The organism is Nonomuraea turcica (assembly GCF_030718205.1).
Classification (GTDB): domain Bacteria; phylum Actinomycetota; class Actinomycetes; order Streptosporangiales; family Streptosporangiaceae; genus Nonomuraea.
This window is the reverse complement of sequence record NZ_JAUZQF010000019.1, coordinates 98092-110571: the sequence shown is the minus strand read 5'-3', so window position 1 is coordinate 110571 and position 12480 is coordinate 98092. Positions and strand designations below refer to the sequence as shown.

10 protein-coding genes are annotated in these 12480 nt (G+C 71.1%); 4 read left to right on the top strand and 6 right to left on the bottom strand.

What is annotated here, in order from left to right:
- Positions 1-4: 4 nt before the first annotated feature.
- A complete protein-coding gene (locus tag Q9G87_RS40245; RefSeq protein ID WP_305921852.1) occupies positions 5-271 on the top strand; it encodes a hypothetical protein in 267 nt (88 codons plus the stop codon).
- Positions 272-335: 64 nt separating this feature from the next.
- Here Q9G87_RS40245 and Q9G87_RS40240 read toward each other — a convergent pair whose 3' ends face one another.
- From Q9G87_RS40240 to Q9G87_RS40215, 6 genes are all read right to left on the bottom strand, one after another.
- Positions 336-770, bottom strand: coding sequence for a hypothetical protein (locus Q9G87_RS40240; RefSeq protein ID WP_305921851.1), 435 nt, complete (start codon positions 768-770; stop codon positions 336-338).
- A 217-nt stretch (positions 771-987) separates the two neighbouring features.
- Positions 988-2955 carry a glycosyltransferase family 39 protein gene (locus Q9G87_RS40235; RefSeq protein ID WP_305921850.1) on the bottom strand — a complete coding sequence of 656 codons (1968 nt, stop codon included), beginning with the start codon at positions 2953-2955 and terminating at the stop codon, positions 988-990.
- Positions 2952-4127 (bottom strand): glycosyltransferase, encoded by a 1176-nt coding sequence (locus Q9G87_RS40230; RefSeq protein WP_305921849.1) that lies wholly within the window; start codon positions 4125-4127, stop codon positions 2952-2954. The genes Q9G87_RS40235 and Q9G87_RS40230 overlap by 4 nt, the downstream gene beginning before the upstream one ends.
- A gap of 24 nt (positions 4128-4151) precedes the next feature.
- Complete coding sequence (locus Q9G87_RS40225; RefSeq protein WP_305921848.1) at positions 4152-5576, bottom strand: sensor histidine kinase; 1425 nt, start codon at positions 5574-5576, stop codon at positions 4152-4154.
- Positions 5573-6271 (bottom strand): response regulator transcription factor, encoded by a 699-nt coding sequence (locus Q9G87_RS40220; RefSeq protein ID WP_305921847.1) that lies wholly within the window; start codon positions 6269-6271, stop codon positions 5573-5575. The genes Q9G87_RS40225 and Q9G87_RS40220 overlap by 4 nt, the downstream gene beginning before the upstream one ends.
- A 64-nt stretch (positions 6272-6335) precedes the next feature.
- Entirely contained in the window at positions 6336-7847 is a 1512-nt protein-coding gene (locus Q9G87_RS40215; protein WP_305921846.1) for a phytoene desaturase family protein, read from the bottom strand.
- A gap of 225 nt (positions 7848-8072) precedes the next feature.
- On the opposite strand from Q9G87_RS40215, the gene Q9G87_RS40210 reads away from it, so the two are divergent.
- The 3 genes from Q9G87_RS40210 to Q9G87_RS40200 all read left to right on the top strand — a co-directional run bounded on the left by Q9G87_RS40210 (position 8073) and on the right by Q9G87_RS40200 (position 12480).
- On the top strand, positions 8073-8999 hold the full coding sequence (locus tag Q9G87_RS40210) for a pseudouridine-5'-phosphate glycosidase (protein WP_305921845.1): 927 nt from the start codon (positions 8073-8075) through the stop codon (positions 8997-8999).
- Between the two features lie 14 nt (positions 9000-9013).
- Positions 9014-9943 carry a carbohydrate kinase family protein gene (locus tag Q9G87_RS40205; protein WP_305921844.1) on the top strand — a complete coding sequence of 310 codons (930 nt, stop codon included), beginning with the start codon at positions 9014-9016 and terminating at the stop codon, positions 9941-9943.
- A gap of 83 nt (positions 9944-10026) precedes the next feature.
- Positions 10027-12480 (top strand): hypothetical protein, encoded by a 2454-nt coding sequence (locus Q9G87_RS40200; protein ID WP_305921843.1) that lies wholly within the window; start codon positions 10027-10029, stop codon positions 12478-12480.

Genomic DNA, 12480 nt, shown 5'->3' with positions numbered 1-12480 from the left:
ACACATGATGCTTGATACCGCGCTCAGCCTCGAGCGGTTCGCCTGGCACGCAGGTCGTCACGCCGACCTGTCCGTCCAGACCCTGGCGCTGTCGAGCGATCCGGCCTACGTATCGGTCCGTAACCGTTTCTCGGCCACCCTCGCGGAGACCGTGACGTGTTCGGACGAGGGGGCGTTCATTACGTCGTGGGGTTACCGCTTGGGCACGACCGACGACGTGGAATCCGCCGCCGCCCGCCTCGCCTTCCTCCTCGCGGCCCTGCCCGCCTGACGTCGGCTGTTGAGAAGAGCGGGCCCGTGGCACAGACGGGCCCGCTCTTCGGCATGGGGACGCGTTAGTTGAGGTCGGCCTTGTCGATGTCGGGCCGGTCGATGTCGAGCTTGCGCTGGATGGCGACGAGGATCTGCATCATCTCCAGCTGGCTCCCCTGCATATCGGTCACCTTCGACTCCAGCCGGTCGAACCTCGAGTCGACCTGCTCGAACCGGGCGTCGACCTGCTCGAACCGGGCGTCGACCTGCTCGAACTTGGCGTCCATCTTCGTTTCGAGCCTGTCGACCTTGGCGTCGAGCTTGTCGACCTTGTCTTCGACCCGGGTGACCCGCTCATCGAGCACGGTCACCTTCCCGTCGAGGGTCTTGACGCGGCTGGCCACTCCGTTGATCCGCTCGGTGAGGTCCTGTGCCAGCTCGGCGTGGTCGGCGCGCACCTGGATGAAGTCGTTGTCGAGGGAGGTGCCGAGCGCGCAGCCGATTTCCTTGTAACCCAAGATGATCTCCCGTAGGTTGGGGGGAGGGACCGGGGATATATCGCATCTCCGGTCCCGTTGACTGCGTCGAGAATACCCCGCTGATCGCCGCTCGGAAACGAATCCGAAAAGAGTTTCTCCAGGTCAGGGGGCTAATCACGGCACTAAATCCGGACCTATCCGTCTATATCAGGGCGAAAATAATTGGGGCGCCGACCGCGCGGCGCCCCTTGTGTAATTACGTCGTGCAGTCGTATAGACCGTCCTGCCCATCCACCGCCGTGCAGTTCTCCTGCACCCAACTCGTCACCTCGGCGTTCCCCCGGCCACCGGGCCCACCCTGATCACCACCCGCCATGACATAACGGAGCTGTCCCGACGACACGAGCTCCTTGAGCCGCTCCACCGTCATGGCCGGATCGCTGCCCGTGAAGCCGCCCATGGCGATCACCGGCTTGCCGGTGGACAAGATCAGGGACGACGCCTGCTGCGCGCTGCTCACCGCGACCAGCCACGTGGCCTTGCCTTGGTTGGCGACGAGGTATTTGGCGACGGTGTCGCTTACCCCGCCCCCAGGCCCACCTCGCATGAAAGCACCGGTAGGCCGCTGCGTGGTCCCGTCCTGTCCGGGCGGGCGGCCGGGGAACTGACCGCCGCCGGGCATGCCACCCGCCCGCCCGAAGCCGCCCGTCGCCGGCCCGGCGGTCGGGTTGGTCCCGTTCACCTGGGACTGCAGCGGGGTGACCGCGTACGCGGCCGGCCCCGCCAGCCCGGCGATCACGGTGGCCGCCAGCGCGATCCCCGCCACCGTGACCGTGACCTGCGCCCGCATCCGGGCCAGGACGAGCACCACCACGGCCACCAGGGTCGCCCCGAGCACGACCCAGGCCAGCCACGGCGCCCAGTCCGGCGTACGACGCAGCACCGTGAACGACCAGCCACCGGTCACGGCCACCGCGAGCGGCAGCACCCACGCCCAGGCCCGGGACCGCCGGTACGCCCGCCACATGACGATCACGCCCATCCCGCTCAGCGCGGCCACGGCAGGCGCCATGGCGGTCGTGTAGTACGGATGGAAGGTGCCGCTGGAGAAGCTGAACACCACGTAGTGGACGACGAGCCAGCCGCCCCACACCAGCCACGCCGCCCCCGAGGGCGCGTCCTCGGACGGCATGCGCCGCACCCGCATCACGACCGCGAACGCGAGCGCCGCCACGCAGAACGGCAGCAGCCAGGAGATCTGCCCGGCCATGATGTCGTTGAACAGCCGCCCGGCCCCGGACTCCCCACCGAAGCCGGCACCGCCGCCGCCCCCGCCGCCGGGCCCGCCCTGGCCGAAGATCCGGCCGAGGCCGTTGTAGCCGATGACCAGGTCCCAGACGGAGTTGTCGGTCGAGCCGCCGATGTAGGGTCGCGACTCGGCCGGCCACAGGTCCACGATGACCATCCACCAGACGCTGGACACCAGCAGCACCGCGCCCGCGGCCAGCAGATGCCCCACGCGCTTGAGCCACGACACCCGGGCGCACGTCAGGTACGCCACCCCGAACGCCGGCACCACCAGGTACGCCTGCAACATCTTGGCGTTGAACGCCAGCCCCACGAACAACGCGGCGAACAGCAGCGACCGCAGCCGCCCGGTCCGCAGCGACTCCAGGCAGAACCAGGCGGCCAGCACCAGCAGCAGCACGAGCACCGTGTCGGGGTTGTTGTCCCGGTTGATCGCCACGGTGATCGGCGTCAGCGTCATGACGACGGCCGCGACCAGCGCGGCCACGTGTCCCGCCCGTGCCCCCGCCGGCGGGAAGGCCCGCCGCACGGCGGAGTGGACCAGCCCGACGGCCGCCACGCCGGCCAGGGCCTGCGGGATCAGCATGCTCCACGTGCTGTAGCCGAAGATCCGCGCCGAAAATCCCATGACCCACAGGGCCAGCGGCGGCTTGTCCACGGTGATGAAGGACCCGGCGTCAAGCGCGCCGAAGAAGAACGCCTTCCAGCTCTGGGTCCCCGAGACGACGGCGGCGGCGTAGTAAGCGTTGGCGTTGCCACTCAGCGCCCATGTGTAGAGCACGGACGCGGTCGCCAGCACCGCCCACAACGCGGGTCGCGACCAGCGAGGATCTCCCTCGGCTCCCAGGAACAGGCGGGCGGGCAGGGAACGGCTCTCGGCGGCCCGGTGCGCGGGCCGCAGCGCGGTGGCGGTCATCGTACGGTCCTCCGCTTCGGGTTGAACACCCACACGCGCAGGAGCAGGAAGCGCACGAGCGTGGCGGCGGCGTTCGCGACGATGACCGCGAGCAGCTCCACCCCGTGCGAGACCCCGTCAGGCAGCAGCGACAGGCTGCCCGAGGTGAGCGCCAGCCCGACCAGGAACGCGATCAGCCCTTCGAACTGGTGCCGCATCGCCCCGGCCGAGCCGGTGACGCCGAAGGTGAAGCGCCGGTTGGCGGCGGTGTTGGCCACGGCCGTGACCAGCAGCGCGGCCGCGTTGGCGGCCAGCGGCGAGACCAGCTGCCGCAGCAGCGAGTACAGCGCCAGGTACGCCAGCGTGCTGACCACCCCGACGAGCGCGAACCTGGGCAGTTGCCTGGCCATCCCCTTCGGCAGCTCGGCCCGCTGCACTCGCGCGGGCACGGGGATGCGCGCGGCCCCGGACAGCGTCCTGCGCGCCACCCGGGCCATGCCACGCAGGTCGTCGAGGGCGGTCCGGAGGACGTCGACCCGGCTGTCCGGATCGTCCACCCAGTCCACGGGCACCTCGTGGATGCGCAGCCCGTGGCGTTCGGCCAGAAGCAGCAGCTCGGTGTCGAAGAACCACTCCTCGTCCTCGACACCGGGCAGCAGGGCCTGGGCGATCTCCGTACGGACGGCTTTGAAGCCGCACTGCGCGTCCGAGAACCCGGCTCCCATCACCGAGCGGAGCAGCAGGTTGTACGAGCGGGAGATGAACTCGCGCTTGGGGCCGCGCTCGACCCGCGACGCGCGTGCCAGCCGGGTGCCGATGGCCAGGTCGCTGTGGCCCGACAGCAGCGGCGCCACGAGCGGCAGGAACGCGTCCAGGTCGGTGGACAGGTCCACGTCCATGTAGCTGACGACGTCGGCGTCGCTCTGCGACCAGACCCGCCGCAGGGCCCGCCCGCGGCCCTTCTCCTCGAGGTGCACGACCCGCACGTGCGGGAGCTCCCCAGCAAGCTCGGTGGCGATCTGCCAGGTGTTGTCGGTGCTGGCGTTATCCGCGATGGTGATCCGGAAACCGTAGGGGAAGTTCCCGGTCAAGTAGGCGTGCAGACGGGTGACGCTCGCGCGCAACGCCCGCTGCTCGTTGTAGACCGGGACGACCACCTCGACCAGGCGCGTCCTGATTGCTGTCGTGTGCATGCATCTAGCACACGGTTCACGCCTTTAACCGGACTTATCCGATTCTGAGTTACGGATGAGAGTTCCGGAGGATTTCAGCGTCTCCGATTCCGAGCCTCGGCTGAGCGTTCCCGGGAGATCCATCGTCGCGATCGCCCCGCCGCCCGGCGCGTTCGCCAGGCTGACCTTGCCGCCGGCCTCCTGGACGGACTGGGCGACGATCGCCAGCCCGAGCCCGGATCCGGGCAGGCCACGGGCGGACGGTGAGCGCCAGAACCGCTCGAAGACGTGCGGCAGCTCCTCCTCGGGCAGTCCCGGGCCGTGGTCGCGCACAGTGAGCCTGCCGCCCTTCAGCGACACCTCGACCTGGCCGTCGGGGCTGAACTTGGCGGCGTTGTCGATGAGGTTGAGCACGGCGCGTTCGAGCGAGGCCGCGCTGCCGACGACGTACCAAGGGGTGAGGTCCGTGACGACCTCGGCGCCGCGCAGCCTGGCCCGTTCCACGGCCGCCGTCACCACCTCATGGAAGGGCAGCTCGACGTGCGGCTCGTGCTCGGTGTCGCCCCTGGCCAGCTGGAGCAGGTCGGCGACCAGCGTGGACAACTCGGCGAACTGCGCCTTCACGTTGACCAGCAGGCGCCGCTTGGCCTCGGGGTCGAGGCTGCGGCCGGTCTGCTCGCTGCGCAGCAGCAGGTCGATGTTGGTACGGAGGGTCGTCAGGGGGGTGCGCAGCTCATGGCCGGCGTCGGCGACCAGCTGTTTCTGTCGTTCGCGAGAACCGGCGAGCGCGGTGGTCATGGCGTTGAAGGAGGAGCTGAGCCGGGCGATCTCGTCGTTGCCCTTGACGGGGATGCGCGTGTCGAGGTCCTCGGTCTGCGCGATGTGCTCGACGGCGCGTGTGAGCCGCCCCACCGGGCGCAGCGCGGCACGGGCGATGAGCAACCCGGCGGTGGCCGCGACCAGGATCCCGAGTACGGCCACGCCGCCGAGCAGCAACGCCACCATCTGCAGGGTGTTCCGGATGCCTCGCAACGGCACGGCGTCCATCACGGCCACGCCGGGCTTGACGTACTCGGTGAGGACCCGCATCTCCGTGCCGTCCTCGGTGACACCGTTGTGAAAGTGCCGGGGCCCCTTCCACGTACCGGCGGCCACCTGCCAGTCCTCCGGGATGATCTTCAAGGCGGGCCCGATGTAGCAGGGGGGACGCCCATCGGCGTAGATGATCTGGGTCGAATGGATCGGCCCGTAGTGCGGCTCGTTCTCCGGGACGGGACCGCAGTCACGCTCGAGGGAGAACTGCTGCTTACGCGGGTCCTCGCCCGGGTGAGGCCCAAGCTGCCGGTCCACCTGCTCGTAGACCTGATGCCGGACGATCAGGAAGCACGCGCCCGCGCTGACGGCGACCGCCAACGCCACGGCGATGGTAACGAGCAGCGTGAGCCGGGTGCGCAGGCTGCTCCAGATCACGGCGTGTTCCGAAGCACGTAACCCACCCCGCGCACCGTGTGGATCACCCGTGGCTCACCCTCGGCCTCGGTCTTGCGCCGCAGATACATCACGTACACGTCGAGCGAGTTGGACGTCGGCTCGAAGTCGAACCCCCACACCTCGCTCAGGATCTGATCCCGCGTCAGCACCTGCCGTGGATGCGCCAGGAAGAGCTCCATCAGCAGGTATTCGGTCCTGGTCAGGTCGAGCCGGCGCGCGCCCCGGGTGACCTCCCTGGTCGCCGGGTCCATGCGCAGATCGCCGTACGACAGCGTGCCGTCCTCCTCAGGACCCGTGCTCAGCGCGCCGCGCCGCAGCAGGGCACGGACCCGCGCGAGCAGCTCGTCCAGCTCGAACGGCTTGACCAGGTAGTCGTCGGCGCCGGCGTCCAGCCCGGACACGCGGTCGCCGACCGCGTCGCGGGCCGTGAGCATGAGGACGGGGATGTGGTTGCCGGAGCCGCGCAGCCTGCGGCACGCGGTCAGCCCGTCGAGGCGGGGCATCATGACGTCGAGCAGCACGGCGTCATAGGACTCGCGGGCGAGCTCGTCCAGCGCCGCCTGCCCGTCGTTGGCCGTGACGACCTTGTAGCCTTCGAACTCCAGGCTCGACTGCAGCGCCTCGCGCAATGCGGGCTCGTCGTCCACCACCAGCAACCGTGCGGGCTCACTCATGGTGCAAACGCTAAGGGCTCATCATGAAAAGCTCATAAACGCGCTCACCCATGTTTCCTGAGGATCAGGACGTGAGGAGGGCCATCGCGGCGTTGTGGCCGCCGATGCCGCTCACGCCGCCGCCTCTGCGGGCACCCGCGCCGCACATGAGGATGCGCTCGTGCTCGGTCTCCACGCCCCATCCACCCTGGCCTTCTTCGGCGTACGGCCAGCTCAGGTCGGTGTGGAAGATGTGGCCGCCGGGCAGCCCGGCCTCCCGTTCCAGGTCCACCGGGCTCTTGGCCTCTACGCACGGGGTGCCGTCGGGGGCCTGGAGCAGGCAGTCCTCGATGGGCTCGGCGAGAACGGAATTGATGGAGGCGAAGGTGGCGCGGAGAGCATCGTCACGCGCCTTATCGGGATTTTTCCGGAAAAGTCGGGCGGGCATGTGCAGCCCGAACAACGTCATCGTCTCCGCTCTCCCCCTCAACCCGGGCCCCAGGATCGACGGGTCGGTCAGCGAATGGCAGTAGACCTCGGCCGGCGGCAGCGCCGGGATCTCCCCCCGCGCCGCCTGCGCGTACGCCGTCGCCATCTGGTCGCGCCCCTCGTTGATGTGGAACGTCCCGCTGAAGGCCGCCTGCGGATCGACGGAGGTGTCCTTCAGCCTCGGCAGCCTGCTGAGGACCATGTTGACCTTCAGCTGCGCCCCTTCGGGCACCGCCTCCGGCCTGCCGAGCAGCCGGTCCAGCACCGCGGGCGGCAGGTTGACCAGCACATGCCCGCCGTTCACCGCGTGCTCGCCGTCCGCGTCCACGAACGCGACCTCGCCGGACGGCGAGATCCCGATGATCTCCGCACCGGTCCTGATCTCGGCGCCCGCCTGCCGGGCCGCCGCCTCGAGCGCCCCGGACACCGCGCCCATGCCGCCGACGGGCACGTTCCACTCGCCGGTGCCGTCGCCGATCACGTGGTAGAGCAAACACCGGTTGGCCAGCAGGTCGGTGGCCGGATCGGCGTAGGTGCCGATGAGCGCGTCGGTGAGCACGACGCCGCGCACGGTGTCGTCGCCGAACCGCTCGTCGACGCTCTCGCCGATCGGCCGCTGGAACAGCTCACGCCACGCTTCGGCGCCGACCAGGCGCTCGATCTCGGCGGGGGTGCGCAGGGGTTCGAGCAGGGTGGGGGCCAGGGCCCGCGCCACCCGCGCGGTCATGCCGTAGAAGTCGTCCCAGGCCTTGTGATCGGCTCCGCCGCCGGTGACGGCCGCGAACGAGGCCGCCGTACGCGCCGCGTCCTCGTTGTCGACCAGCAGCCCGGTGTCACCTGTGGGCGTGTACGAGGCGTAGCGGCGCCGCCGCAGCTCCAGGTCGAGCCCTAGGTCGCGGACGATGCTCGAGGGCAGGAGGCTGACGAGGTAGGAGTAGCGCGACAGCCGCACGTCCACGCCGGGGAACGCCCGCGCCGAGATCGCCAGCCCGCCCGCATGGTCTAGCCGCTCCAGCACCAGGACCCGCCGGCCGGCCCCGGCCAGGTAGGCGGCCGCGACCAGCCCGTTGTGCCCGCCCCCTGCGACAATCACGTCATACGACCTCATCCCCGCACTTTAAAGCCCAAACCACGCCCCTCGTCAACGCCACGGGAAGGGTTTCTTGATCGGCTCGGGCTCGCGATGCGATGCTGCTCAGGACGGCACGTTCCAGGAAACATCACCTCATGGGGAACACCGAGGCTCGCCGACCGACGGATCCCCGGAAATGTCGTAAACTTCCACGTTCGCCCTGAGCAGGGCAAGGATCACGCGAGGAGCACGAAACCGACCATGCGCCGCACCACCGACTCCGCACTCCAGCCGTCCGACGAGGTGGCCGAGGCTCTGGCCGACGGCGCGCCCGTGGTCGCGCTGGAGTCCACGATCATCTCCCATGGACTGCCGCAGCCGCGCAACCTGGAGGTGGCACGTGAGCTGGAGGGAGTCGTCCGCGCCGCGGGAGCCGTGCCGGCCACGATCGCCGTGCTGGACGGCGTGCCCAGGATCGGCCTGACCGAGGTGGAGCTGGAGCGCATCGCGACCGAGTCCGGGCTGCGCAAGCTGGGCCAGCGGGACCTGCCCGTGGCGGCGGCGCTGAAGGCCAGCGGCGCGACTACCGTGTCGGCCACGTCGTTCCTGGCCGCGCGCGCCGGGATCCGGGTGTTCGCCACCGGCGGGCTCGGCGGCGTGCACCGGGGCTGGACCGAGGATCAGGACGAGTCCGCCGACCTCGACACGCTGGCCCGTACCCGCATCACGGTCGTGTGCGCGGGCGTGAAGTCCATCCTCGACGTGCCGGCCACACTGCAGCGGCTGGAGACCAGGGGCGTGAGCGTGGTGGGCTACCGCACCGACACCTTCCCCGGTTTCTACCTGCACTCTTCCGGCCAGCCGATCGACTGGCGGATCGAGTCCCCCGAGGAGGCGGCGCAGATCATGCGTGGCCAGGACGCGCTCGGGGGCCAGGAGACGGCGCTGATCGTCGCCAACCCGGTGCCCGAGGACCTTCAGCTCGACCCCGAGTTGCACGACCGCGTGCTGGCCGAGGCCCTGGCCGCCGCCGAGCGCGAGGGCGTCAAGGGGCAGGCGATCACCCCGTTCCTGCTGGGCTACCTGGTGAACGGCACGGGCGGCGCCTCCTTGGAGGCGAACCTGGCCGCCGTACGCGGCAACACCGCCCTGGCCGCCCGGATCGCCCTTGCCTGGGCGCGACGGTGACATCTGAGGCCGCTGTGACGGACCGCGGCCTGTTGGTCATCGGCGACGTGGTCACCGATGTGGTGGCGTTGCACGGTTCGCCGGTCATGTCGGGCACCGACACGGCCGCCGACATCGTGGTGCGCCCCGGCGGCTCCGGCGCGAACACCGCCGCCTGGGCCGCCCACCTGGGCGCCGACGCCCGCCTGCTGGCCAGGCTCGGCTACGACAGCAGCGACTGGCATACCGCCGAACTGGTCAAGGCCGGGGTGCGCCCCCACGTGACGGTGGATCCCGACCATCCCACCGCCGTGGTGATCGCGATGGTGGACAGAAGCGGCGAGCGTTCGATGCTCACCAACCGCGGCGCGGGCGGCCTGATCTCCGACGAGGACTGGGACCCCGCCCTGCTGGACGGCGTCGGCCGGCTCCATCTGTCCGGATACGTGTTCTTCACCGCGCCTGGTCTGCGCCTGGCCAGGGTTGCCATGGCGGACGCGGCGGCCGCGGGCGTGGCGATCAGCGTCGACCCGGCCTCGACGGGACCGCTGCGCGACTTCGGCGTTGAACGTTTCCTGTGCGAGAGCGCCGCCGCCGGCCTGGTCATACCCAACCTCGACGAAGCCCTTCTGCTCACCGGCGCCTCAACCGCGGAGCGCGCCGCCGTCCTGCTGAGTGAGAGATACGGCACAGCGGTCGTGAAGCAGGGCGCCGAGGGCGCGCTGGGCGCTGTGGACGGCGCGATCGTGGCAACCGCCCCCGCCTTGCCCGCCGAGGTCGTAGACTCCACCGGAGCAGGTGACGCCTTCGCCGCGGGGTTTCTCACAGCAAGTTTGCAGGGGGTCGGCGAGCGGGGCGCTTTGGAGTCAGGTTGCCGTGCGGGTGCCGCATGTGTGGCCCAGGTGGGCGGCCGTCCACGGTACGGTTTGGACCTGAACCGTCTTTACCCTATTCACACTGATTGATAGCTTGCCGCGTAGGCTGCACCATTAGCCACATGCGTAACGGGCGCCACCACGCGGCTCACTGGGGAGGATAAGGTCCGCCGATGGAAGTCGAGTCATCGATCTGCCTGAGCGACCTAGTCCCTGCTCTGCGCTGGAGCCGACCACAGCAGGTGGCCGAAGCGCTGGGCGATCCGCGCCTGCCCGCGGGGTGGTGGTCCTCGCTCGCCCTGTCGAAGGCGCTCGGCATGGCGGGCCTCGACTGGATCTGCGAACGTCTCGCCAGGCTGGCCTTCTCTCGCTGGGACCACCTGCCGCTGATCGACCTGCTGCCCGCGCTGACCGTCCACCAGGTCGACCCGGCGTTGCCCGGCTGGCCCGAGGCCACCCGTACGGCGATCACCGGTCTCGGCGGCTGGCAGCGGCTGCGCCGCCTGTCCCCCAGCGACCTGAGCACCCCGTCCGCGACGCCCGAAGTCGTGATCGGCTCGATCTTCCGCGAGATCCTCGGCCGCATCCCCGTCCAGCGCCAGGCCGGACAGCCGGATCACCCGGAAGTGACGCGCCCGCTGCAGCGCGACGCCACCCCCGCGCAGGATGAGACCACAAGGACGGGGCCGCAGCCCCAGACCGGCTCGTTCGCCGCCCAGAGTGGTCCGTTCGCCCCCGCCCAGGGTGGTTCCCCCGCGGCGCGGCCCGAAGGCCCCGCGCGGCAACCGCAAACCGCCGGCCCCTTCGCCGCCGCCCAGGGTGACGGCCCGCCGCAACGCCAGAACGCCGGCTTCCCCGGCCAGCCGCCGGAGCGTCCGGCGAGCTCCTTCCCTGCCGCGGACGCCGGCTCCCAGCACCAGACGGCGCCTCCATCGGACGGCGGGCGCCCGACCGGGTCCGTCCCCGCCCAGCAGGAGAGCGGCCCACAGCGTCAGGCGGGGTCCTTCCCGGCACAGCCGGAGAGCGGCCCGCAACGCCAGACCGGCTCCTTCCCCGCGCAACCGGAGAGCGGCCCACAGCGCCAGACCGGCTCCTTCCCCGCGCAGCCGCAAGGCGGCGGCAGCCCGCGCCAGGGCCACGCGGGCGAGAGCGGCCTCCCCCAGCGCCCCGGTCAGCCCGAACGCCTCCCGCAGCGCCCCGCAGGCCCGCAGCCCGGCCGCCAGGACACCGGCTCCCTGCCCCGCATCCCGACCTCGGGCGGGCCCGTTCCCGGCGGTCCGAGCACCGGGTCGTTCCCGGCCATCCCGGGCGGTCCGAGCACGGGGTCGTTCCCGGCCGTCCCCGGCCGTCCGAGCACCGGATCGTTGCCGGCCGTCCCCGGCGGTCCGAGCACGGGGTCGTTCCCGGCCGTCCCCGGCCGTCCGAGCACCGGATCGTTCCCGGCCATCCCGGGCGGTCCGAGCACCGGATCGTTGCCCGCCGTCCCTGGGGGGGACACCTCCAAGGGCGGCGCCCCGCGGACTCCCGCGTACCCGACGCCCGGCACGGCATCCGCCGGCCCCGTACCGTCCGACACCGACCACGCCATGGTTCGAGTGGTGGACAACCTGTTCCGCGGCCTGGACAAACTCGAGTTGGCGGTGGCCGTGCACCGGCTGTTCGCCGAGGACCCGGTCAGCCTGCGCACGCTCGCACACAAGATGCTGGTCGAGCGGGATGCGCTCTCGCATGCCCAGCGCACCGCTGAGGAGCGTGTGCTGCACTGGCTGCGCTCGTCGGAGTCCGCCCCGGTCACGGGACACATGTTCCGCCTGACCGAGTGGCTCGGCGCCGCCGCCACGGAAGACCAGCTCATCGGCGCCGACCCGGCCCACCCCGTGACGGTGCCGTCGCTGCGTACCCCGCTGTGGCGGGTGCTGGTCACGCTCATGCCCGACCGGCGCCTCCAGGACGGCTGGCTGGTGGTGGGCGATATCCACGGCCTGCAGGCCCGTACGCGGCAACTCCTGGCCTCCAGCCCGCCCGACGCCGACGTCGTCGAGCTGATGGCGGAGCTGGGCATCCGCGCCCACTCGGCCAAGGCGTGGCTCGACGCCCTGCCCTCCGAGACCGCGCCCGACCCGGTCGCCTCGTCCCAGTCGCCGGCCCAGCCTCTGCCTCGCCGCACCCCGGGCGCCAACGGCCACCACCACCGGGGCGGCCAGCCCATCCCGCCCGCGACCACCGCTTCCATCGACCCGTCCGCCGCTCTGGCCACGCTGTCGGCACTGTCGGGCGGCCGTTCCGGCATGTTGCCCGTGGCGGGCGCCCCGGCCACCCCGCCCCCGCCGCTGCCGAGCCCGTCCTCGGACCCGCGCCGCTGGCAGCGCATCGAGGTCACCCCCGAGCACCTGCGCGGCGGCCCGGTGCCGGTGCCCGAGGGCTACGCCGCGCAACTCGGCATGCGTCCCGGCACCCTGCTGTCGGTCACCGGTCCCGGCGACAACGCCATCGTCCTGGTCTGGCAAGGTCACCAGCCGGTCTTCGACTCGCTCCAGCCGGTGCTCATGCGGCTGAACGCGCGCCCGGGCGACCAGGTGTACGTCACGGTGGACGGCTATCGCCTGGAAGCCCAGCTGACCGCCTGA

Bases quoted from the DNA above. Each gene is read 5' to 3' on its own strand.
- Q9G87_RS40245 (WP_305921852.1), top strand. From the start codon at position 5: ATGATGCTTGATACCGCGCTCAGCCTCGAGCGGTTCGCCTGGCACGCA.
- Q9G87_RS40235 (WP_305921850.1), bottom strand. From the start codon at position 2,955: ATGACCGCCACCGCGCTGCGGCCCGCGCACCGGGCCGCCGAGAGCCGT.
- Q9G87_RS40230 (WP_305921849.1), bottom strand. From the start codon at position 4,127: ATGCACACGACAGCAATCAGGACGCGCCTGGTCGAGGTGGTCGTCCCG.
- Q9G87_RS40220 (WP_305921847.1), bottom strand. From the start codon at position 6,271: ATGAGTGAGCCCGCACGGTTGCTGGTGGTGGACGACGAGCCCGCATTG.
- Q9G87_RS40215 (WP_305921846.1), bottom strand. From the start codon at position 7,847: ATGAGGTCGTATGACGTGATTGTCGCAGGGGGCGGGCACAACGGGCTG.
- Q9G87_RS40210 (WP_305921845.1), top strand. From the start codon at position 8,073: ATGCGCCGCACCACCGACTCCGCACTCCAGCCGTCCGACGAGGTGGCC.
- Q9G87_RS40200 (WP_305921843.1), top strand. From the start codon at position 10,027: ATGGAAGTCGAGTCATCGATCTGCCTGAGCGACCTAGTCCCTGCTCTG.